Source organism: Lentibacillus kimchii, assembly GCF_042666895.1.
GTDB lineage: Bacteria > Bacillota > Bacilli > Bacillales > Amphibacillaceae > Lentibacillus > Lentibacillus kimchii.
Window position 1 is genome coordinate 227,593 of sequence record NZ_JBHTGR010000001.1, and the last position, 22,407, is coordinate 249,999.

Sequence of the window (22,407 nt, forward strand, 5' to 3'; positions counted from 1 at the left end):
AATGATGGATGGTGTTACGCATGGCGATCGGTGAAAAGCTGAGAGAGGCAAGAGAAAAACAAAACATGTCGCTCGAGACGATGCAGGAAACAACAAAAATACAGAAGAGATATCTGGAGGCAATTGAGAACGAGAATTTCAGTATTCTGCCAGGAACATTTTATGCGCGTGCTTTTATTAAAGAGTATGCGACTGCTGTGGGATTGGATCCCAATGAACTTCTTGAAGAATATAACGCAGAGGTCCCCCAGACAGAAGAGGACAATTCAGCACATTATTCACAAGTTCACCGGTCACGCAAGGATAACAGTCCCAATAAAAGCACAAACGTTTTTTCATTTATACCGACTGTTATTGTCGTGCTGCTGGTAATCGGTATCGTTTTTATCGTATGGTTTTTTTTGCAGGAATCGTCGACAGAGGACAGCACGGATTCAGCACAGACACAGCCGCAAACTGAAAATAATGAAGTTGTCCGCGAGCAGGATGACGAGTCCGGAAATGAGCCGGCGGATGACGACAGTTCGGATGCTGAGGAAGACAACAAAGCCAATGCGGAAAGCACTGATTCACAGGAAGAGAGTCCAGATCCAGCGCTGACGGTGGACGAAGAGAGTACCGGAAATCCTCCTGAATCGACACTGACATTGGAACATGCCAGTAATAAGATTTCTGTAACAATTGAAGCAACGGATGATTCCTGGCTCGAAGTAGATAATGGTGACGGTGACGTGCTGTTTAAAGATACGGCAACAGCTGAAGATTCACCGATTGAACTGGATGTATCAGGGGCTGATCGGGTAAGGTTCAATGTTGGCAATGCGCCAGCACTTGATATTACTGTAGATGGTGCAGCACTTGATTATCCGGTCGATCCGGACAACGAAGTGTTTCATCAAAAAATCTGGGTTAACCTTAATAAAGAACAAGACTCGGGCAAATAAGAAAAGCTGCTTACGTACACAGAAGGAGAGAAAACTGTGAACATTCCAAATCAGATGACACTGTCACGCATTCTTCTAATTCCTATTTTCATGATTTTGCTGGCCATTCCCTTCAATTGGAGTGAGTGGTCTATTGGTGAAGCGGTATTGCCCGTTTCCCATTTCGCCGCAGCTTTATTATTTATTGTAGCGGCTGCAACAGACTGGGTTGACGGCTATTATGCAAGAAAATATAATTTAATAACAAATCTCGGGAAATTTCTTGATCCGCTTGCTGATAAACTGCTGGTTGCTGCTGCATTGATTTTACTGGTGGAACAGGGGCTTGCCCCGGGATGGATAACCATTATTATTATCAGCCGGGAATTTGCAGTGACGGGTCTTCGGCTGGTGGCAGCCGGTGAAGGTATTGTTCTGGCCGCTGGAAATATGGGGAAACTGAAAACAGCCACACAAATGATTGCAATTGCTGTTTTGCTGCTGCATAACTTTCCCTTTTCATATGCCGGCATACCATTTGGCTTAATGATGCTATATCTATCGCTGATTTTTACAATTATATCAGGCGTTGATTACTTTGTTAAAAATTGGCATGTAATGAGGGATTCCAAATGATGAAACAGGAAAACGCAGAGATTGTTGCTGTAGGCACAGAATTACTATTAGGCCAGATTCCTAATACGAATGCACAATGGCTGTCGAAGGCTATGGCATCGATTGGCATTAATGTTCGTCATCATTCAGTTGTCGGGGATAATCTCCGGCGGGTTGAGGAGCAGTTCCGGATTGCCGGTGAGCGGGCGGATATCATTATTGTCACCGGCGGACTGGGACCGACCGAAGATGACCTTACACGTGAAGCATTCCAGCAACTGACTGGCATCCCTATTATCGAGCACAAGTCATCTATGGAAAAAATTGAAGCTTACTTTGCTGAAAAGCAGGAAACGATGACATCTAACAATAGAAAACAAGCACGCGTCTTTACTGGAGCGGATGTTATGACTAACAATACAGGCATGGCTCCGGGAATGATTGTGACACACAACGATAAAACATGGGTTTTCCTGCCAGGCGTTCCGAGGGAAATGAAACGCATGATGACTGACAGGGTAATTCCTCGCCTGCAGCAGGTCATTGGCCGGGATACAGTGATTAAATCCACCATGCTCCGTTTCACAGGAATTGGTGAGTCGAAGGTCGAGGATAAGCTGCTGGACTTAATTCAGCAGCAGACGAATCCAACAATTGCTCCTTTGGCACAGGACCAGGGGATTGCTATCCGGCTGACAGCCAAGGCAGAATTTGATCAGGAGGCAGATCGTTTAATTAAACAGAGCCGAGCGGCAGTTATGGAAAGAGTCGGCGAATTTTTCCATGGAACCGATGATCAGACACTTGAGGAGAGTGTTTACAGTTTGCTGAAACAGCAGGGTTATACACTTGGGGCTGCCGAAAGTTTAACGGGTGGTATGTTTACAGAAAGACTAACAGCTATTCCGGGTGCTTCGGATGTGTGTACTGGCGCCATTGTCTGCTATGGCACTCAAGTGAAGGAGCAAGTACTCAATGTTTCCTCTGAGCTTATTAGGCAGCATGGTACGATCAGTGAAGCGTGTGCATCATCTATGGCAGAAAATGTCAGGTCGCGTCTTGATTCAGATATTGGCATCAGTTTTACAGGTGCAGCCGGTCCGGACAGCAGTGAAAGACAGCCTGCCGGAACTGTTTTTATCGGTGTTTATGACAAGTCTGGAAAACAAACGGTGGAAAAATATACGTTTCAGGGTGACCGGCAAACGGTGCGCGAACGTGCTGTTCTAAAGGGTTATGAACTTTTGTTTAATCTGTTAAAATGACTATATAACCACACTGTTAAATGGTGAAATACAATTTTATTTTTCTAAGCCCCCGTTAAATTTCCTTTTCACCTGTTGTTCATTCACTAAAATACAAGAACACTTATTCGCCTTTCTATTGAGAAAATGTTCAAAAGGGCGTATGATAAAACTAGAATTGTTTCACTTATAAGGGAGGTACGCTCATTGGGAGATAAAAATCAGGCTCTGGATACGGCGTTGAAACAGATTGAAAAGCAATTTGGCAAAGGTTCGATTATGAAACTTGGTGAACAGGAAGGACAGAATGTGGCGACGATTCCAAGCGGCTCACTGGCTTTGGATGTCGCTCTTGGCATTGGCGGTTATCCAAGGGGCCGTGTGGTAGAAGTTTATGGACCGGAATCATCCGGTAAAACAACGGTGGCGCTGCATGCCATTGCTGAAGCACAGAAGCAGGGTGGACAGGTCGCGTTTATCGATGCTGAGCATGCGCTTGATCCGACTTATGCGAAAGCGCTGGGTGTTGATATCGATGAATTGCTTTTGTCACAGCCGGATACCGGAGAACAGGCACTGGAAATTGCTGAAGCGCTGGTACGCAGCGGTGCCATCGATATTATCGTTGTAGACTCGGTAGCAGCTCTGGTGCCAAAAGCCGAAATCGAAGGCGAAATGGGGGATTCACACGTTGGACTTCAAGCACGCCTGATGTCCCAGGCGCTGAGAAAACTGTCCGGTGCTATTAACAAATCAAAAACAACGGCTGTATTTATTAATCAGATCAGAGAAAAAGTCGGTGTTATGTTCGGTAATCCGGAAACAACGCCTGGCGGCCGCGCACTTAAATTCTATTCATCTGTCAGACTGGAAGTACGCCGTGCAGAAACACTTAAACAAGGCAATAATATGGTTGGGAATAAAACGCGCTTAAAAGTTGTCAAAAACAAAGTTGCTCCACCATTTAAGCAGGCTGAAGTTGATATCATGTACGGAGAAGGGATTTCTAGAGAAGGTGAAATCCTGGACATTGGTTCAGACTTGGATATCGTTCAAAAAAGCGGTGCCTGGTATTCGTATAATGGTGAACGCCTGGGACAGGGAAGAGAAAATGCTAAACAGTTCCTGAAAGAAAATGAAGCAACTAAAATGGAAATTCATCAAGCAATTCGCGAACATTATCATTTGGATGATAAACCGGAAGAGGAACAGGCTGATCAGGAAGAAAATGACGAACAAACTGATCAGGAAACAACAGATGTATAAACGAATCAGATGATGAGAAGTCCTTTGCTGGCATGCGGTAAAGGACTTTTTTCTTATTGATTTGCAAATTATTACGTTTTCTTGACATAAATGACACAGCACAGTAAAATTAAACTGTATAATTTACTTATTTTATTATACAATAAATTGTTTATTATTGAACCTTTTACACGCCGACAATAATGAATGAATTGTACAATTTTATAGCAAGAGGAGGTGAAATCATGGATAATCCTTTAGTCATCTCCATTTTGCTTGCCGTAATCCTGATCGTCGGTATTGTTGTTGGTTACCTAATTCGTAAATCGATTGGTGAAGCTAAAATTTCCAGTGCGGAGACTTTAGCTAAACAAATAGTTGATGAAGCACATCGGAATGCGGATGCTGCTAAAAAAGAAAAACTTCTCGAGGCGAAAGATGAAGCCTATAATTTACGCCAGCAGACAGAAGATGAGTTACGTGAACGGCGATCTGAAGTACAGAAACAGGAAAATCGCCTGTTGCAAAAAGAAGATAATCTGGACGGAAAAACAAAAACGCTGGATGAGCGGGAAACAACGCTGGAAGGAAGGGAAGCATCATTAGCAGAACAACAACAACAAATTGAAGAAATGGAAAGCAAAGTGGAAGCGACGCTTAACGAACAGCAGACAGAGCTTGAGCGGATTTCGGGCTATACGAGTGACCAGGCAAAACAGGTTATTCTGGACCGGGTTGAGCAGGAAGTCAACCACGAAACCGCTCTGAAAGTTAAGGAAGCAGAGAACCGAGCCAAGGAAGAGGCAGATAAGAAGGCTAAAAGCATTCTTTCACTGGCTTTGCAACGTTGTGCTGCGGATCATGTGGCCGAGACAACTGTGTCTGTTGTCAATCTCCCAAGTGATGACATGAAAGGGCGAATTATTGGTCGTGAAGGCCGTAATATACGGACACTGGAAACACTGACCGGTATTGATCTAATTATCGATGATACACCGGAAGCGGTCGTATTGTCCGGATTTGACCCAATTCGTCGCGAAATTGCCCGAATGGCTCTGGAAAGACTTGTACAGGATGGCCGGATTCATCCTGCCAGAATTGAAGAGATGGTTGATAAGGCCAGACGTGACGTTGACGATCAGATTCGTGAAGTTGGGGAAGAAACGACATTCGAAGTCGGCATACATGGGTTACACCCAGATCTTATCAAAATACTTGGCCGCTTAAAATATCGCACAAGTTACGGGCAGAATGTCTTGAAGCATTCGACCGAGGTTGCGTATCTCGCCGGGCTGCTTGCAGCAGAATTAGGCGAAGACCAGACACTGGCAAAAAGGGCTGGTCTGCTTCATGATATTGGAAAAGCGATTGATCATGAAGTCGAGGGAAGTCACGTTGAAATTGGTAAAGAACTGGGCATGAAGTATCAGGAACATGACGTTGTTATTAATGCGATTGCGTCCCATCATGGTGATGAGGAACAAACATCAATTATCTCAGTTCTGGTCGCAGCGGCCGACGCGTTGTCAGCTGCCAGACCAGGTGCCAGAAGTGAATCCCTGGAGAACTATATTAAACGTCTTGAAAAACTCGAAGAAATCTCTGAGTCGTTTGCTGGAGTTGAAAAATCCTTTGCCATTCAGGCCGGAAGAGAAATTCGAATTATGGTTAAACCAGACGAAATTAATGATATTGATTCAGTTCGAATTGCACGTGATATCCGTAAAGAAATTGAAGGTGAACTTGATTACCCAGGTCATATCAAAGTGACGGTTATTCGGGAAACACGGGCAGTTGAATATGCAAAATAGGACAAGCGGCCATAACCGGCCGCTTCTATTTTTAGTTACTTTACAATACTCAGATACTATGCAACACTATATTTAATTACGCAGATAGAAGGATGGAGCACAATGAAATTATTATTTGTAGGTGATGTAACAGGGTCACCCGGAAGAGAAATGGTTCAACAGTATTTACCCAAGTTAAAGGAAGTCTACCACCCAAACATAACGGTCATTAATGGCGAGAATGCTGCAGCTGGCAAAGGGATAACTGAGAAAATTTACAAACAGCTGCTGGAAGCTGGAGCACAGGCTATTACCATGGGGAATCACACATGGGATAAAAAAGAGATATTTGAATTCATAGATGATGCTAAAAATCTAGTCAGGCCAGCCAATTTTCCTGAGGGAACGCCGGGGAAAGGGATGACGTTTGTTAACTTGAACGGCACAGAAGTTGCTATTATTAATGCACAAGGCCGAACATTTCTATCTGCCCTTGATGATCCCTTTCGTAAAATGGATGAATTGATTTCGGAGGCTAAAAAGCGGACCAACATCATCTTTGTTGATTTCCATGCCGAAGCAACAAGTGAAAAACAGGCTATGGCCTGGTATCTGGATGGAAAAGTGACAGCGATAGCTGGTACCCATACGCACGTTCAGACAGCTGATGAACGCGTGCTTCCGAACGGAACAGCCTATATAACGGACGTTGGCATGACCGGTCCGTATGATTCAATTATAGGCATGGAAAAGGAAGCGGTTATGAAAACGTTCTTAACAGGTTTGCCAGGGCGTTTTGAAGTGGATAAAAAAGGCCGGGCACAACTGAACGGTCTGTTGATAACAATTAATGAAAAGACAGGAAAAGCAACGGCTGCTGAACGGATTATGATAAATGATGATCATCCCTTCTTCACTTAAATCGATTCGCTTTATTTGAATGTTTAGAAATATTGTTGCATAATGAGGTTATAAGCTAGCAATTATAAGAATATAGTATCAGTAGAATGACAATAGCACATGAAGGAGGTACTAGGAGTGGACGTATTAAAAGTATCAGCCAGATCAAATCCAAATTCAGTAGCAGGTGCACTTGCAAACGTATTAAGAGAAAGAGGATCAGCAGAAATGCAGGCAATAGGTGCCGGTGCTCTGAACCAGTCTGTTAAGGCAGTTGCGATTGCCAGAGGATTTGTGGCACCAAGCGGCGTTGACTTAATCTGCATACCGGCATTTACGGATATTATGATTGATGAAGAAGAACGGACAGCCATTAAGTTAATTGTCGAACCGAGATAATATCATATTTTTTACTACCAGTGTTGTGCTTTTGCGCAGCACTATTTTTATTGTTTCAGCAGTCAGGCGCCCATGTTCAGGTTAGCGTCTGGTTGCCCAGCTGTAATGGGTCATGTATTGTTTAATTTGTCCTGAGCCTTTATAATGACATTATGGATGGTTATAGCTATAACTTGAGGTATAGCTGAAAGGAGTTTGGATATGAACGAAGATGAACGGAAACAGCAAGCTCAAATTAAGCAGCCGGAGAATTCCTCAGACGTAAAATCTGCTGCGAATAATATGGAACGGCTGCAGAATACATCAAGCGACGATTTGATTTCCAAGTACTTTGAGACATCCTATGAACCGCCTAATTTAAGCAAAGCCAGAAAACGCGGTCGTGACGATATCAAAGTACACTATGATTTCGGCATCCCGGAAGATATGGAAAACATTGGCCAGGATAAAAAGTTCCTGATACGTACATATGGTTGTCAGATGAATGAACACGATACAGAGGTAATGGCTGGTATTCTGGAGGAAATGGGCTATACATCAACGGATGATAAAACAGAAGCAGACGTTATTTTGCTGAATACGTGTGCCATACGCGAAAATGCGGAAAATAAAGTATTTGGTGAAATCGGCCATTTGAAGGCTCTAAAACGCGAGAATCCCGACCTGATTCTTGGTGTATGTGGCTGTATGTCCCAGGAAGAGGGGGTCGTCAACAGGATTTTGAAAAAACACCCGCAAATTGATCTCATCTTTGGAACGCATAATATTCATCGGTTGCCACAGCTTATCAAAGATGCCATTTTTGGCAAGGAAAAAGTAATTGAAGTGTGGTCCAAAGAAGGCGATATTATCGAAAACCTTCCCAAAGCCCGTAAAGGCAGCGTTAAGGCTTGGGTGAATATTATGTATGGCTGCGACAAGTTCTGCACTTACTGCATTGTACCGATGACTCGAGGTAAAGAACGCAGCCGTCATCCAGAGGATATTATTCAGGAAGTACGCCATTTAACAGCGCAAGGCTACAAGGAAGTCACCCTTCTCGGCCAAAATGTTAACGCTTATGGCAAGGATTTTGACGAGTCGGATTATGGTCTGGGTGATTTGATGGACGATCTTCATAAAATCGATATCCCAAGAATCCGTTTCACCACGTCGCATCCAAGAGATTTCGACGATCGCTTAATCGAGGTTCTTTCCCAGGGCGGCAATCTGCTTGATCATATTCATCTGCCGGTCCAGTCAGGAAGCAGCCGGATTCTTAAGAAAATGAACCGCCGCTATACCCGGGAGGATTATCTGGAGCTGGTCAGAAAGATTCGCGAAGCCATGCCGAATGCGACTCTGACAACAGATATTATAGTCGGATTCCCGAATGAAACGGAAGAGCAGTTTGAAGAAACAATGTCCCTAGTCGAAGAAGTTGGTTTTGAGTCGGCGTTTACATTCATCTATTCACCGCGTGAAGGAACGCCGGCAGCCCGAAAAGAAGACAGCATTCCTGAAGACGTTAAGAAACAGCGTCTCTATCGGCTGAATGAACTGGTTAATAAACAATCTGCTGAATCGATGCAACAGTATAAAGGTGAAATCGTTAAAGTGCTTGTTGAAGGTGAAAGTAAAAAAGATCCTGACGTTCTCGCAGGTTATACGGAACGGAATAAATTAGTTAATTTCAGAGCACCAAAATCATTAATCGGCCAGCTTATCGATGTTGAAATCACAGAAGCCAGAACATGGTCATTAAATGGTGTTATGGCCGAAACGCCAGCTGAGGTGAAATAATATGGCAGAATATACACGCCAGCAAATAATGGATGAGGCAAGAACATTAGCGGGTATGCTTGCCGATACAGAAGAAATTGACCGCTTTAAGCAGGTTGAGGCTAAAATCAACAACAATCAAAAGGTGCAAAGTCTAATTCAAAAAATCAAGACACTGCAAAAACAAGCTGTTAATTTTCAGGCATACGGCAAAACAGAAGCCTTGAAAAAAGTTGAAGAAGAAATTGACCGTCTGCATGAAGAAGTCGATGCCATTCCTATTGTTCAGGAATTTAAAGAGACACAGGGTGTTGTCAATGATGTTCTGCAGCTTGTATCGGGAACGATTTCCCGTGAGGTGACCAACAATGTCATCACATCTACAGGCGGTGATCTTCTTTCCGGTGAAACAGGAAAAGAATTCCCTGACGAGTCAGCCAGCAGCCGTTAATATTTAGTTCCATTGCTGGTCATGGAGACTATCGTTCACCTTGATGAATAGCGCGCGAAATGAAGCCAGGCATGGAAACTGCCTGGCTTTTAGTATGAAGCGTGGCAGGCGTCATTGCTTCCTTTTCCAAGTCAGCTATGCACTTTAGGTATTTGTCTTGCATACGATGCTATGAGAAAAAGGAGGTAACAATTTATGTCCTATCTTGATCATGAGTACAGAGAGATTATTACAAAAGCGGTCTGCGGCAAAGGCAGAAAGTTTACGGAAGCAACCCACCATGTATCACCATCACATAATCCGTCCAGTATCCTTGGCTGCTGGGTGATCAACCACTTATATAATGCTAAGAAAAAATCAGAAGACACTGTTGAGATAAGCGGCAGCTATGACATTAACATTTGGTACTCCTACAACGATAATACCCGAACCGAAGTCGTTACCGAACGCGTCACGTATACCGACAAAGTTCCACTGTCTGTGAAGGACGATAACAGTTTGAATGATGACTATGATGTTATTGCCAAAGTAGTACAGCAGCCAAACTGCCTGGAATGTGAAATTACGGAATATGGCCAGAAAATTGCTGTGGAAGTTGAACGCGAGTTTGGCGTACAAATCATTGGCGAGACGAAAGTAGCCGTCAAAGTAGATCAGAAAGGTCTGGCATTTGACGACGATGACTGGGGTGCTGATATTACGGACGATGAATTAAATGATGTTGAACCGGATTTTGTTGACAGCGGCAGTAACTTCAGTGACTGAGCTGCTTACGAGAGTTTATACTCTCGTAAGTTTTTTCCTTTACTGCACCATCATATTCCAGAAATGACTTAAATTCTTGATCAACTTTCATCAGTCGTTTTAATACGGTTATATATGCTATAATATAATAATCGATATGTATGTTTTGGAGGATTCGTGATGGCTAAATACACACCAATGATGGAGCAATATATGAGCATCAAGAATGACTATCAGGATGCTTTTTTATTTTTTCGGCTTGGTGATTTTTATGAAATGTTTTTTGATGACGCCACTTTGGCAGCAAGAGAGCTGGAAATCACACTGACGAAGCGGGACGGCGGCAAGCAGAACCCGACGCCAATGTGTGGTGTACCTTATCATTCATCTAGTAATTACATTAAAAATTTAATTGAAAAAGGCTATAAAGTAGCGATTTGCGAACAAGTTCAGGATCCTAAAGATGCCGAAGGGGTGGTCAAACGGGAAGTTGTCCAATTGGTTACCCCGGGAACGGTCATGGAAAGCAATATGCTGGAGGAACGTGACCATAACTATATTGCCAGTCTCACCTATTTTCCAGATGGTTCCTATGTGATTGTCTATAGTGAATTATCGATTGGCGAAAACAGTATTGCGCTGATCACAGATGGCTGGGATGCGGTCATGCATGAATTGTATAATCAGCCGATTAAGGAGATGGTTATTGGCTCTGACTTGCCGGAGTCGATACAGCAAACTTTAGCTGAAAAGCTGCAGCTCACCTTATCCTATCAGGATGATGTGTCATTTGATGCTGAGTTTCGGGATTTGTGCGCCAATTTAAATGATGAACGACTCGTACATGGTCTCAGCAGGATGCTTAACTATATTATGACCACCCAAAAACGGTCACTCGATCATCTGCAGCCTGTTAAACTAATTGAATTGGATCATTATTTGGCTCTGGATATGTATTCCAAGCGAAATCTGGAACTGACCAAAACGCTTATGAAAAAAGGAAAACAGGGCAGCTTGCTATGGGTGCTCGATCAGACTGTAACACCAATGGGGTCACGCATGCTTAAAAAGTGGCTTGATCGTCCCTTGTTAAATCAGCAGCAGATTGAAGCAAGGCTTGATATAGTGGAAGGGTTTTTACGCGGGTTTATGGAACGCGATACTTTGCGTGAAACACTGAAATCTGTCTATGATCTGGAGCGTCTTGCCGGCAGAATAGCTTACGGTAATGTTAATGCCCGGGATCTGATCCAGCTGAAACAATCATTGGGCCAGATTCCTGACCTTAAAACCATTTTAACGCAATTTGAGCAGCAAAGAATCACACACTTAAGCAGTCAGCTTCAATTTCCGGAAAATCTTATGACATTGCTTGATGCCGGCTTGAAAGATGATCCGCCTGCATCTGTAACAGAAGGCGGCATCATTAAAGATGGCTACAGTACTAAACTGGATACGTATCGCAGTGCCTCAACAGACGGGAAACAATGGATTGCTGAACTGGAACAAAAAGAGCGTCAGGAAACGGGTATAAAGTCATTGAAAATAGGATTCAACCGGGTCTTTGGCTATTATATTGAAGTTACAAAAGCTAATTTGCACTTATTGCCTGAGGACAGATATGAACGCAAACAGACGCTTGCCAATGCCGAGCGTTATGTTACACCGGAACTGAAGGAAAAAGAACAGCTGATCCTGGAGGCCGAAGAACAAAGTGTTGATCTGGAATATAACTTATTTATGACGATTCGTGACCAGGTTAAAGAGCATATTCCGGCTATTCAGTATTTAGCAGAAGTTGTGAGTCAAATCGATGTTCTTCAGGGTTTTGCAGCGGTAAGTGAGGCAAATCAATACCAGCGTCCCCGGTTTTCGGATCAGTTGCTGTCGATTAAAAACGGTCGTCACCCGGTGGTTGAACAAGTCGTGAAGGATCATGCCTTTGTTCCGAATGATATCCAGCTTGACAGGGAAACCGATATTTTGTTGATAACGGGTCCAAATATGTCTGGTAAAAGCACTTATATGCGCCAGCTTGCACTTATTGTTATTATGGGGCAGATTGGCTGCTTTGTTCCCTGTGAAGATGCTGAACTGCTTCTCTTCGACCAAATCTTCACACGAATTGGAGCGGCTGATGATCTTGTTTCGGGTCAGAGTACATTCATGGTTGAAATGCTTGAAGCCAATCACGCGATTACAAACGCAACGGAAAATAGTTTAATTCTGCTGGATGAAATTGGCCGTGGTACAAGCACGTATGATGGGATGGCTCTGGCGCAGGCGATTGTAGAGCACATTCATGATCACATTCATGCTAAAACCGTCCTATCGACACATTATCACGAGCTGACAGCGTTGGAGAATTCACTGGACAAGCTGAAAAACATTCATGTCCGGGCTGAGGAACATGATGGGAATGTTGTCTTTCTGCATCAAATTCAGGACGGGGCCGCGGATCAAAGCTACGGGATTCATGTAGCTAAGCTGGCTGATCTGCCGGCACCATTGATAAAACGGGCCCGTGCCATTTTGGGGCAGCTGGAACAACATAGTGAAGTTCCTGTGGCCGACACTGGTCAATTATCGCTTTTCGACCAGACCGGGGAGACACACGATGAATCAGTACAGGAAAGCCGAAAAGACTATACCATCGTGGATGAACTTAAAGCTGTCAATCTATTTGAGATGACCCCAATAGAAGCTATGAATGAATTATATCGGCTGCAAAAACAGACAGAAGAGGAATAAAAAGAGGGGGGTGTTTCCATGGAAATCTGGCAAATCCCGGATACACTGGCTAATAAAATAGCGGCCGGGGAAGTTGTGGAACGTCCAGCTTCTGTTGTCAAAGAGCTGATTGAAAACAGTATCGATGCGAATAGTTCGTGGATTCGGGTGGAAGTCGAAGAAGCTGGGCTGCAATCAATTAAAGTCGTTGATAATGGGAGAGGGATGTCTGAAACAGATGCTGAAAAGGCTTTTCTGCGTCATGCGACAAGTAAAATCACACAGGAATCTGATCTGTTTCGGGTGACCACATTAGGTTTCCGTGGAGAGGCTTTAGCCAGTATCGCGGCGGTCAGCCGGTTAAAGATTAAAACGTCGCAGGGAGATGGGGCCGGTACATGGCTGTCAATTGAAGGCGGTGAGATATCAGACCGGTCTAAAAGTGATGCACGCCAGGGAACGGAGATTATTGTAGACGATTTATTTTACAATACGCCGGCGCGCCTGAAATATATGAAAACCATTCATACGGAACTGGGACATATAACTGATTTGCTTAACCGGCTCTCCTTGTCCCATCCGGGTATTCGGTTTGAAGCTGTTCATAATGGCAACCAGCTGTTTGCGACTGCCGGTACTGGTGATCGGCTGCAGGTTATCAGCCAGGTGTATGGCATGAGTGTTGCCAGAAAAATGATCCCGATTCACCGTGATACGCTTGATTTCTCGATTAATGGTTATATTGCCAAACCGGAAGTGACAAGAGCTTCCCGGAATTATGTATCGACCATGATTAATGGTCGCTATATCAGGAGTATGCAGCTATCACAGGCAATTATTAAAGGCTATCATACACTGCTTACGGTGGGCCGTTACCCAGTTGTTGTTTTGAACATTGACATGGATCCGGTTTTAGTTGATGTGAATGTGCACCCCACAAAGCTTGAAGTTCGTTTTAGTAAAGACAAAGAACTTTTCACAGCGATTGAAGGCGCTATTCGTGATGCTTTCCGGCAGATATCACTCATACCGGAGATGGAAGAGGAACAGCCTAAGCCGGATAACACGAGGCAATCACTGCAAAATACAATGACCTTTCCGGAACCCAAAACAGAAACCAATACCTCGTTCACACAACAGGTCAATGAATCTCAGCCAAATGTGGTTTCTGCTGACACCGAACCCGATGTATATCCGGTTCCATCTCAAGACAGGTATTGGAAAGCCCCTTTAGCCAGTTCAGCCGCCTCGTTGGATGATAAAGATACAACGGCTCAAATACCTGAGACACAAGAGCGGATTCCCGTTATGCACCCAATTGGTCAGGTTCAGGGGACCTATATTCTGGCACAAAACGAAACTGGTTTGTATATGATCGATCAGCATGCAGCTCAGGAACGTATTAAATTTGAACAGTTCAGACGCAAATTAGGTCAAACGGCCAATGAAGTACAGGAACTGTTGATTCCATTAACGTTTGACTTTTCCAAACAGGAAGCTATTTTTATTGATCATCATATAGAAGACCTTGCTCAAGTTGGTTTGTTTTTTGAACCGTTTGGAAACCAAACCTACATTATCCGGTCTCACCCTAATTGGTTTCCAAAAGGCTATGAAGAAGAGGTTATCCGGGAAATGATTGATCAGATTATGCAGGATGAACAAGTGGATGTGGCATCCATCAGAGAAGGTGCTGCAGCACTCATGTCATGCAAGCGGTCTATTAAAGCCAATCACTATTTAAATTCTGATGATATGTTCCGTTTGCTGGAAGATTTGCGGGCGACAGCGGATCCTTTCACATGCCCGCACGGAAGGCCGGTTATCATCCATTTTTCATCCTATGAGCTGGAAAAAATGTTTAAGCGGGTTATGTAGTTATTGGTCTAAGGCTGGGATATAACGAAATCCATTATTCTTAAAGCTGGTCAATTTTAAATGTGTGCAGGAAGTGGATGTGAGACACCTGCCTCATTTTTGATTGGTTAGCTCCAGAACAAGCTGTTTGGTTATAGTGAAGGAAATTGATTTAATATCATGTGTGAAATAGTGAGCATTTTAGTTTTGCATTTAAAACTTTAATATTAAAACATTAAATGCGAAAACATATTAAAAAAGATGGTACGTATGAAAATAAACAAAAAACCATTATTTCCAACAACCTGCTATTTGTCGGCATTATGGCATTTATTTTTGCCTTTATGGCTTTGTTCGGATCAGAAAACATTTTAATTGGGATTTCCACAATCACAGCCATGCTGATGTCTATTTGGCGGGCTTGAATATTTGAACTGGTATTCCGATTAATTTTATAGCTATGTTTGTGATCAGTTACTTGCTGATTTTCAACTTAAAAAATCCGCTCTATGCAGTATACCTACCTTGCTTCAGGAGTTAAGTGCCAAATTTAGAGGTGAAGCAAGCAATCAAAGTATGAAAAATCTGCTGATCATTATGAGTATGATTGAAGACAGACTTAAGTTAAATAATCAAGGACAGCACCTGGACTGGCTTTACCGGTATCGTCTGACTGCCAGCACCATTTATGAGCTGTAGCGTTTGTTGCTGAAATGGGCGTAATGAGTATGATAAACCCGCTAATAATTGTTTGCGGATGATGATTGTGAGATAATAAGATTTGCTTAAGCTATTAGGAACACGTTAAACTTACTGTTGTTTGTGCTCAATGTGTAAGAATGTGATAGGGGAATGCAGATGATACAGCCAGTCGTAGCAATTGTTGGACCGACCGGAGTAGGGAAGACGCGGTTAAGCATTGATATAGCCCACCGTTTTGATGGCGAAGTTATAAACGGAGATTCGCTGCAGGTGTATAGAGGATTGAACATTGGAACGGATAAGATAACGCAGAACGATAAGCAATCAATCCCTCATCATATGCTGGATATTAAACATCCGTCAGAACCCTTTTCAGCTGCGGATTTCCAGCAGATGGTGCAAGCGTCGATTGAAGCTATCAACAGACGCGGCAAACTGCCTGTTATTGTTGGCGGAACCGGTCTTTATATCCAGGCTGCCCTGTATAATTATCATTTTGCCGAAAAGCCCCGGGATGAGAACGTCACCCGCCGTTTGGAAGAGGAGCTCAAAACGCTGGGGGCTGATAAGTTATATGAGAACCTGAAAGCTATCGATCCGGATCAGGCGGTCAAAATACATCCGAACAATCACCAGCGCCTCATTCGAGCCCTCGAAATCTACGAAACAACAGGGAAGACGATGTCAGACTATCAGCAGGATCAGCCTGAGAATTCACCCTATAGTCCGATTTTGCTTGGTCTCGAGATGGATCGGCAGCTTTTGTATCAGCGTATCAATGCCAGGGTCGAGCAAATGCTGGAGCAAGGGCTTGTGGAAGAAGTGAGACTGCTTTATAATCAGGGATATGAGAATCATCAGGCGCTGCGTGGTATCGGCTACAAGGAGTTTATCCCTTATTTTAAAGGAGAGCAGACCTTTGATGACACCATAAAATTACTCAAGCGAAATTCGAGACGTTATGCCAAACGGCAGTACACTTGGTTTAAAAATAAGATGCAGGTAAATTGGTATCATGTAACACCCGATGCAATCGACGGTACTTTTGAAAAAATTTTTGACGACCTGGCAGGAATGCTTGCAAGGATCTAGAAGTATTAAGCCAGAGTTTCAAAAGAGGAGGAAACACGATGGCGCAGTCGGTTAACATTCAGGATCAGTATTTGAATAAACTACGAAAGGATAATGTCTCCGTTACGTTATTTCTGACAAATGGCTTTCAAATGCGCGGCGTTGTAAAAGGTTTTGATAACTTTACCGTGTTAGTTGAAACGGATGGTAAACAACAGCTGATTTATAAGCATGCTATTTCAACTTTTGCTCCAGTTAGAAATATACCACTGGACAAAGAATGATAAAAACGGGCGCCCGAGTGCGCCCGTTTTTTTCTGCCAATGCAGCCCATTAGGCGTTTGTCACACCGCTTCCCTGAGCCGCGTATGCTATCGTGACGAAAGGGTGATTATGTGGATACGCAAAAGCTTCGTAACAAAAATGGGCAAATAAATATTATACTGCAAGATGAACAGAGCAGAACCGTTCAAAAAGACAATCATGGTATTACGTCACACAATCCATTCTCACATATTGACACAGAATTCTCTGCTTTTATTGGTATGAATCAGCTAAAACAAACGATAAAAGAAATTTATGCAACCATTGTCGTCAATGACAAACGGCATGAAATGGGTATGACCAAATCCAGACAAGTTCTCCATATGCTGTTTAAAGGGAATCCTGGCACGGGTAAAACAACCGTCGCCAGAAAACTGGCTGAGATGTATTATGATATGAATCTGCTTTCGAAAGGTCATTTAATTGAAGCGGAGCGTGCTGATCTTGTTGGTGAGTATATTGGTCAAACCGCCCAAAAAACACGGCGTATCATTCAAAAAGCAATGGGAGGCATTCTATTCGTTGACGAAGCCTATTCATTAGCACGAGGCGGGGAGAAAGACTTTGGCAAGGAGGCCATTGATACGCTGGTCAAACATATGGAAGATTATCATAGCGATTTTGTTCTCATACTGGCTGGCTATCCTAAAGAGATGGAACGGTTTTTAACATTTAATCCTGGTTTAAAATCTCGTTTTCCATTTATCATGGATTTTCAGGACTACGAAATTGATCAGCTTATAATGATCGCCAAACAAATGGTTCAAGATCGTGAGTATGCTTTGACAAAAGAAGCGGTATGGAAATTACGATCACATATAAATATACAGAAACAGACGACAACAGCCAATTTTTCTAATGCTCGCTATATCCGAAATATAGTTGAGCGATCTATTCGGCATCACGCTGTCAGACTTCTGAATCAGGAGATGTTCTCGGTTAATGATTTGATGTTTTTGACAGAAGAAGATCTTTCGTTTGATCGGTGAGAGACGATAGGAATGCACCGAATTGCCCAGGCGGTATTTCTTTGCTATGATAAACTTGGGAAAAACGTTAATACGTAAATTAGGAAGAAGGTTTGATATGACAGAACGGGTACTTCTCCTGGCTGTAAAAATGCCCGGGGCTGATGACAATCAATTTGAATCATCACTGACTGAGCTGGCATCGTTATCTGAAACGGCTGGTGGCTCAGTTGAAAGAACGATTATCCAAAACCGGCAGCGTATCCACCCTGCCTATTATATTGGTGAAGGTAAAGCGGCTGAAATAGGGGAGCTGGTCCGTGATCTGGAAATTGATCTGGTTGTTTCCAATGATGAGCTTTCACCCAGTCAAATGCGAAATCTAAATGACGCGATCGGGGTGCGATTGATTGACCGCAGTCAGTTAATTTTAGATATATTTGCCCGGCGTGCTCACACAAAAGAGGGCAAGCTGCAAGTTGAGCTTGCCCAGCTGGAATACACGCTGCCGCGCCTCCGTGGTAAAGGTGAGGAAATGTCCCGTTTAGGGGCGGGAATTGGCACACGCGGCCCCGGAGAGACCAAGCTGGAAATTGATCAACGTCACATCAGACGGCGGATTGACGATATCAGACATCAGCTGAAGCAAGTTGTTCGGCAGCGTGAACAATACCGGAAGCGCAGAAAGGCCAATGACGTTTTTCAAATTGGAATTGTTGGCTATACGAATGCAGGGAAATCAACATTGTTTAATCAACTGACCAAAGGAGAAACAAAAGTCGAGAACCAGTTGTTTGCAACACTCGATCCGCTAACACGGCATATTCATCTTCCGTCAGGCTTACAGGCGTTGGTCACGGACACAGTTGGCTTTATTCAGGATTTGCCAACAACATTGGTAGCTTCCTTCCGATCAACGCTGGAAGAAGTAACGGAGGCTGATTTCATACTGCATATTGCTGATGCGGCGAACGATGATGTTATGCAGCAGCAGAAAACGGTCGACAACCTGCTTCAGGAACTTGGTGCGGATACAGTCCCCCAGCTTATGGTCTATAATAAGCTGGATAAGCTGAGTGAGGATTTTATACCGATGCGTCACCCCAGTATCTTAGTCAGCGTTTTTGAATCCGGTGCTGTTAGCGGGATCCTTGAGAAGATAGAAGAACTTTTAAAACAGGACTGGGACTGGTATAACATCCAAGTGCCCCCTGATCAGGGGAAATTATTGTACAGGCTTGAATCAGAGACGATTGTAACGCAGCGATTTTTTCAGGAAGATGCAAATGCTTTCATTGTAAATGGGTACATGCGTCCTGATCATGAACTGCAGCGTTTAGTAAAGGAGTCATAAAGCGACATGCTGAAAGATCTAATAACCGAGGCAGAGAAGGATTGTACAGAACAGCACGCCAAAATAGCTGACTTAGTTGAACAGAATCAAAAAAAAGTACTTGATGCATTTAAAGCGAACCGTGTAAGTGACAGTCATTTTCAATCGACGATTGGTTATGGCTATGATGATTTGGGCCGTGAGACATTAGAAGCTGTTTATGCGGATGTGTTTGGAGGTGAAGATGCCCTTGTCAGACCGCAGATCGTCTCCGGCACACATGCTATTTCTACAGCTCTTTTTGGACTTTTGCGGCCAGGAGATGAACTGCTGTACATCACTGGGAAGCCCTATGATACCCTTGAGTCAGTTATTGGCATCAATAATCAGAACAGTGGTTCATTACATGATTTCTGCGTTACTTATAAACAGAGTGATTTGCTGGAAGACGGTTCTGTGAACTTTTCCGATATAAGGAGTCAAATGTCTGAAAACACAAAAGTTATCGGCATTCAACGATCAAAAGGCTATGATGACCGGCCTTCATTTACCATCGATGATATAAAAGAAATGGTTCAATTTGTGAAATCAATTAATCAGCACGCGATCGTTTTTGTTGATAATTGTTATGGTGAATTCGTTGAAGCATATGAGCCACTGCAGGCTGGAGCCGAAATCATCGCGGGATCTCTGATTAAAAATCCGGGCGGCGGACTGGCTCGGGCCGGTGGCTATATAGTTGGCAAAACGGAACTTATAGAACGGTGTGCCAACCGTTTGACAGCACCGGGTCTTGGCAAAGAGACAGGCGCTACTTTTAATATGCTGCAGGAGATGTTTCAAGGATTGTTTCTTGCCCCGCATGTGGTAGGTGAAGCATTAAAGGGTGCTGTTCTAACAGCAAGATTTCTGGAATTGACCGGCTTCCAGACAAGTCCGCGTTTCGACGCTCGCCGGACAGATCTGATTCAGACAGTAACATTGCACAGTGAGGAAAAAATGATCGCCTTTTGTCAGGCTATCCAGAAAAACTCACCGGTTGATGCTTTTGTCAAACCATATCCGAGCGGTATGCCTGGCTACGAAGACGATGTCATTATGGCAGCGGGCACATTTATTCAAGGTGCGAGCCTGGAATTAACGGCAGATGGACCAATCAGAGAACCATACACGGCGTTTGTCCAGGGCGGACTTACATATGCCCATGTGAAAATTGCGCTTGAGGCAGCGATGAATGAACTGCTTGAACAAAACTTGATGTCAATGAATAGTTGAGTGCAGCAGTAAGCTGGTTCAGCAATAGAGTCTTATTTAAGAGAAATAGAATCTTTGAGAGGTACTCTCGTGGTAAGGAAGCGGAAAGGTAGTCAGAGGAACTGACTGATTATATATAATGAAACGACACTTAATGGAAAGTTGTGTTCGTGCGATCCCAAACAGGGCTTTCATCATATTGCTGACGAAAGCCTTGTTTTTTAATCTATATGCCGGTATAACCCCATCACTTTGCCCAGGATGGTCACATTCTGATAAATGAGCGGCTCCATCGTTGCATTTTCCGGCTGCAGACGGATATGATCCTTTTCTTTAAAGAATCGTTTAACGGTTGCCTCATCTTCATCTGTCATCCCAACGACGATGTCACCGTTCTGAGCAGTATTTTGCTGTTTGACAATGACCATGTCCCCATCAAGTATCCCTGCTTCAATCATACTTTCTCCTTCAATGACCAGAACAAATAAGTTATCGTCAACCCCTGTTAATGAACCGGGCAGTGGTACAAATTCCTCGATATTTTCCACTGCAGTAATGGGGATACCGGCTGTTACTTTACCGATAACCGGTGCATACCGGGGATCTTCTCGTGGTATATGGCTTTCTTCGGACTGATCCAGAACCTCAATTGCCCGTGGTTTTGTAGGATCACGCCTAATGTAACCCTTGCTTTCTAATCGCGCTAAGTGGCCATGAACGGTTGAGCTGGAAGCAAGATCCACAGCTTCTGCAATTTCCCGTACTGATGGCGGGTAGCCTTTTTCAGTTACCTGCTCTTTAATATAGTCTATGATAGCTTGCTGTCGTTTAGACAGTTTTGTCATCTATTAAACACCTCGCACATAGTATTTATTGATATCAGTATATCATGGACATGCCCCCTGAGACAAACATTCGTTCGAATAAAAGCTTGACAGGATCGTGTGTTCGTCTATAATAAGTGTAGACAGTGCGAACAAAAGTTCTAATTTAGCGGAGGTTGTTACAATGTTTGACAAGCTGACGAAAACGGACTTATTCTACTTAACGGCATTTGCTTTGTCATTGATTTTTCTCTATGTTTCCATGGTAACAAGTTCATAGAGCAGGGAGACGGTAGATTGAAAGCTGTTATTTATTGCAGAGTGAGTACAGATAAAAAAACACAGGAAACGTCCTTACACCGGCAAAAAGAAGAACTTATTAAACTAGCTGATAACTATCAATTTATCATAGCAGATTGTATACAGGAACAGGCAAGCGGCTATGATATTAACCGTGATGGCATCTTTCGCATGCTTGACTATTTTTCAGATCATCAGGCTGACAGCTTGCTGATACAGGATGAAACACGGCTGGGGCGGGGTAATTCTAAAATTGCTTTGTTTCATCAGCTGCAAAAACTGGGTGTCTCTATATATACAGTTCAGCAAAATGGCGAACTTGAATTATCCGAGTCAGATTCTATGGTGCTGAAGATCCTGAGTATTGTTGAGGAATATCAGCGGCAGATTCATAATACGAAAATTAAGCGCGGGATGAAACGGGCAGTGGATGGTGGCTTTAATCCGGAGAAGAATTTAAGCAATCGTGATCTGGCTCCCGGGAAGACCCGCAAGTCGTTCCCGATTCAAGAAGTTGTTCGTCTGAGGCAAAATAATATGACGTTTCGTGACATTGCTGATACACTTAACGGGTTGGGCTATTCAGTTTCGAAGGCGACGGTGCACCGCAGGTATCAGGAATATCACAATACTTGAATAACAAATGCTGGACATGTAGTATAAAAAAGATAGGAATCTATGCAATTCCTGTCTTTTTTATAGGTCATTCAGGAGGTTTACAAATGATTGAAAAAGAAAAATTGAATCGAATAAATGAATTAGCACATAAAGCAAAAGAAGACGGACTGACGGACGGTGAAAAAAAAGAACAAAAAGAACTGCGTGAAGAATATCTGCAAAATGTACGGAAATCTTTTAAAAATGAACTCAAGTCTATGTCGGTAAGAGATCCTGCCGGAAATGATGTCACACCGCAAAAGGTTCGGGATCTGCAGAAGAAAAATAAAAAAGAATAGTCAGCATTATCAAGTA

22 protein-coding genes are annotated in these 22,407 nt (G+C 43.3%); 21 read left to right on the plus strand and 1 reads right to left on the minus strand.

Annotated features, from left to right (window positions below):
• The first annotated feature begins 8 nt into the window (after positions 1-8).
• From ACFQU8_RS01215 to ACFQU8_RS01305, 19 genes are all read left to right on the plus strand, one after another.
• Positions 9-944 carry a helix-turn-helix domain-containing protein gene (locus tag ACFQU8_RS01215; RefSeq protein WP_382357327.1) on the plus strand — a complete coding sequence of 312 codons (936 nt, stop codon included), beginning with the start codon at positions 9-11 and terminating at the stop codon, positions 942-944.
• 36 nt (positions 945-980) lie between these two features.
• Positions 981-1,559: a CDP-diacylglycerol--glycerol-3-phosphate 3-phosphatidyltransferase gene (gene pgsA, locus ACFQU8_RS01220; RefSeq protein WP_382357328.1), complete on the plus strand. Its 579-nt coding sequence runs from the start codon at positions 981-983 to the stop codon at positions 1,557-1,559.
• Positions 1,559-2,803, plus strand: a complete 1,245-nt coding sequence (locus tag ACFQU8_RS01225; RefSeq protein ID WP_382357329.1) for a competence/damage-inducible protein A — start codon at positions 1,559-1,561, stop codon at positions 2,801-2,803. The genes pgsA and ACFQU8_RS01225 overlap by 1 nt, the downstream gene beginning before the upstream one ends.
• A 186-nt stretch (positions 2,804-2,989) precedes the next feature.
• Positions 2,990-4,048, plus strand: a complete 1,059-nt coding sequence (gene recA, locus ACFQU8_RS01230; RefSeq protein WP_382357330.1) for a recombinase RecA — start codon at positions 2,990-2,992, stop codon at positions 4,046-4,048.
• A gap of 224 nt (positions 4,049-4,272) precedes the next feature.
• Positions 4,273-5,838, plus strand: a complete 1,566-nt coding sequence (rny, locus tag ACFQU8_RS01235; RefSeq protein WP_382357331.1) for a ribonuclease Y — start codon at positions 4,273-4,275, stop codon at positions 5,836-5,838.
• 102 nt (positions 5,839-5,940) lie between these two features.
• Complete coding sequence (locus ACFQU8_RS01240; RefSeq protein WP_382357332.1) at positions 5,941-6,738, plus strand: TIGR00282 family metallophosphoesterase; 798 nt, start codon at positions 5,941-5,943, stop codon at positions 6,736-6,738.
• Between the two features lie 117 nt (positions 6,739-6,855).
• The gene (locus tag ACFQU8_RS01245) at positions 6,856-7,116 is read left to right on the plus strand and encodes a stage V sporulation protein S (protein WP_382357333.1); all 261 of its coding nucleotides are present in this window, start codon (positions 6,856-6,858) and stop codon (positions 7,114-7,116) included.
• 201 nt (positions 7,117-7,317) lie between these two features.
• A complete protein-coding gene (gene miaB, locus ACFQU8_RS01250; protein ID WP_382357334.1) occupies positions 7,318-8,898 on the plus strand; it encodes a tRNA (N6-isopentenyl adenosine(37)-C2)-methylthiotransferase MiaB in 1,581 nt (526 codons plus the stop codon).
• Between the two features lies 1 nt (position 8,899).
• Entirely contained in the window at positions 8,900-9,328 is a 429-nt protein-coding gene (locus tag ACFQU8_RS01255) for a RicAFT regulatory complex protein RicA family protein (protein ID WP_382357335.1), read from the plus strand.
• Between the two features lie 195 nt (positions 9,329-9,523).
• Complete coding sequence (locus ACFQU8_RS01260; protein ID WP_382357336.1) at positions 9,524-10,093, plus strand: outer spore coat protein CotE; 570 nt, start codon at positions 9,524-9,526, stop codon at positions 10,091-10,093.
• A 159-nt stretch (positions 10,094-10,252) separates the two neighbouring features.
• Positions 10,253-12,823, plus strand: a complete 2,571-nt coding sequence (gene mutS / locus ACFQU8_RS01265; protein ID WP_382357337.1) for a DNA mismatch repair protein MutS — start codon at positions 10,253-10,255, stop codon at positions 12,821-12,823.
• An 18-nt stretch (positions 12,824-12,841) separates the two neighbouring features.
• A complete protein-coding gene (mutL, locus tag ACFQU8_RS01270; RefSeq protein ID WP_382357338.1) occupies positions 12,842-14,680 on the plus strand; it encodes a DNA mismatch repair endonuclease MutL in 1,839 nt (612 codons plus the stop codon).
• 218 nt (positions 14,681-14,898) lie between these two features.
• Positions 14,899-15,084 carry a hypothetical protein gene (locus tag ACFQU8_RS01275; protein ID WP_382357339.1) on the plus strand — a complete coding sequence of 62 codons (186 nt, stop codon included), beginning with the start codon at positions 14,899-14,901 and terminating at the stop codon, positions 15,082-15,084.
• Positions 15,085-15,184: 100 nt separating this feature from the next.
• The gene (locus ACFQU8_RS01280; protein WP_382357340.1) at positions 15,185-15,358 is read left to right on the plus strand and encodes a hypothetical protein; all 174 of its coding nucleotides are present in this window, start codon (positions 15,185-15,187) and stop codon (positions 15,356-15,358) included.
• Positions 15,359-15,517: 159 nt separating this feature from the next.
• Positions 15,518-16,453, plus strand: coding sequence for a tRNA (adenosine(37)-N6)-dimethylallyltransferase MiaA (miaA, locus tag ACFQU8_RS01285; RefSeq protein WP_382357341.1), 936 nt, complete (start codon positions 15,518-15,520; stop codon positions 16,451-16,453).
• 38 nt (positions 16,454-16,491) lie between these two features.
• Positions 16,492-16,716 (plus strand): RNA chaperone Hfq, encoded by a 225-nt coding sequence (gene hfq / locus ACFQU8_RS01290; protein WP_382357342.1) that lies wholly within the window; start codon positions 16,492-16,494, stop codon positions 16,714-16,716.
• Positions 16,717-16,827: 111 nt separating this feature from the next.
• On the plus strand, positions 16,828-17,745 hold the full coding sequence (spoVK, locus tag ACFQU8_RS01295) for a stage V sporulation protein K (protein WP_382357343.1): 918 nt from the start codon (positions 16,828-16,830) through the stop codon (positions 17,743-17,745).
• Positions 17,746-17,842: 97 nt separating this feature from the next.
• Positions 17,843-19,078: a GTPase HflX gene (gene hflX, locus ACFQU8_RS01300; RefSeq protein ID WP_382357344.1), complete on the plus strand. Its 1,236-nt coding sequence runs from the start codon at positions 17,843-17,845 to the stop codon at positions 19,076-19,078.
• A gap of 6 nt (positions 19,079-19,084) precedes the next feature.
• Entirely contained in the window at positions 19,085-20,332 is a 1,248-nt protein-coding gene (locus ACFQU8_RS01305; RefSeq protein WP_382357345.1) for a methionine gamma-lyase family protein, read from the plus strand.
• A gap of 200 nt (positions 20,333-20,532) precedes the next feature.
• On the opposite strand, the gene lexA is transcribed toward ACFQU8_RS01305, so the two are convergent.
• A complete protein-coding gene (gene lexA, locus ACFQU8_RS01310) occupies positions 20,533-21,156 on the minus strand; it encodes a transcriptional repressor LexA (RefSeq protein ID WP_382357346.1) in 624 nt (207 codons plus the stop codon).
• A gap of 276 nt (positions 21,157-21,432) precedes the next feature.
• Here lexA and ACFQU8_RS01315 point away from each other — a divergent pair, with 276 nt between their 5' ends.
• The gene (locus ACFQU8_RS01315; protein ID WP_382357347.1) at positions 21,433-22,071 is read left to right on the plus strand and encodes a YneB family resolvase-like protein; all 639 of its coding nucleotides are present in this window, start codon (positions 21,433-21,435) and stop codon (positions 22,069-22,071) included.
• A gap of 86 nt (positions 22,072-22,157) precedes the next feature.
• Positions 22,158-22,391, plus strand: a complete 234-nt coding sequence (locus ACFQU8_RS01320) for a DUF896 domain-containing protein (protein ID WP_382357348.1) — start codon at positions 22,158-22,160, stop codon at positions 22,389-22,391.
• The last annotated feature ends 16 nt before the right edge of the window (positions 22,392-22,407 follow it).

Coding starts and splice junctions, on each gene's coding strand:
- ACFQU8_RS01260 (WP_382357336.1), top strand. CDS start 9,524: ATGTCCTATCTTGATCATGAGTACAGAGAGATTATTACAAAAGCGGTC.
- ACFQU8_RS01225 (WP_382357329.1), top strand. CDS start 1,559: ATGAAACAGGAAAACGCAGAGATTGTTGCTGTAGGCACAGAATTACTA.
- ACFQU8_RS01320 (WP_382357348.1), top strand. CDS start 22,158: ATGATTGAAAAAGAAAAATTGAATCGAATAAATGAATTAGCACATAAA.
- miaA (WP_382357341.1), top strand. CDS start 15,518: ATGATACAGCCAGTCGTAGCAATTGTTGGACCGACCGGAGTAGGGAAG.
- mutL (WP_382357338.1), top strand. CDS start 12,842: ATGGAAATCTGGCAAATCCCGGATACACTGGCTAATAAAATAGCGGCC.
- mutS (WP_382357337.1), top strand. CDS start 10,253: ATGGCTAAATACACACCAATGATGGAGCAATATATGAGCATCAAGAAT.
- ACFQU8_RS01255 (WP_382357335.1), top strand. CDS start 8,900: ATGGCAGAATATACACGCCAGCAAATAATGGATGAGGCAAGAACATTA.
- ACFQU8_RS01275 (WP_382357339.1), top strand. CDS start 14,899: ATGCGAAAACATATTAAAAAAGATGGTACGTATGAAAATAAACAAAAA.
- rny (WP_382357331.1), top strand. CDS start 4,273: ATGGATAATCCTTTAGTCATCTCCATTTTGCTTGCCGTAATCCTGATC.
- ACFQU8_RS01240 (WP_382357332.1), top strand. CDS start 5,941: ATGAAATTATTATTTGTAGGTGATGTAACAGGGTCACCCGGAAGAGAA.
- ACFQU8_RS01305 (WP_382357345.1), top strand. CDS start 19,085: ATGCTGAAAGATCTAATAACCGAGGCAGAGAAGGATTGTACAGAACAG.
- miaB (WP_382357334.1), top strand. CDS start 7,318: ATGAACGAAGATGAACGGAAACAGCAAGCTCAAATTAAGCAGCCGGAG.
- ACFQU8_RS01215 (WP_382357327.1), top strand. CDS start 9: ATGGTGTTACGCATGGCGATCGGTGAAAAGCTGAGAGAGGCAAGAGAA.
- hflX (WP_382357344.1), top strand. CDS start 17,843: ATGACAGAACGGGTACTTCTCCTGGCTGTAAAAATGCCCGGGGCTGAT.
- lexA (WP_382357346.1), bottom strand. CDS start 21,156: ATGACAAAACTGTCTAAACGACAGCAAGCTATCATAGACTATATTAAA.
- hfq (WP_382357342.1), top strand. CDS start 16,492: ATGGCGCAGTCGGTTAACATTCAGGATCAGTATTTGAATAAACTACGA.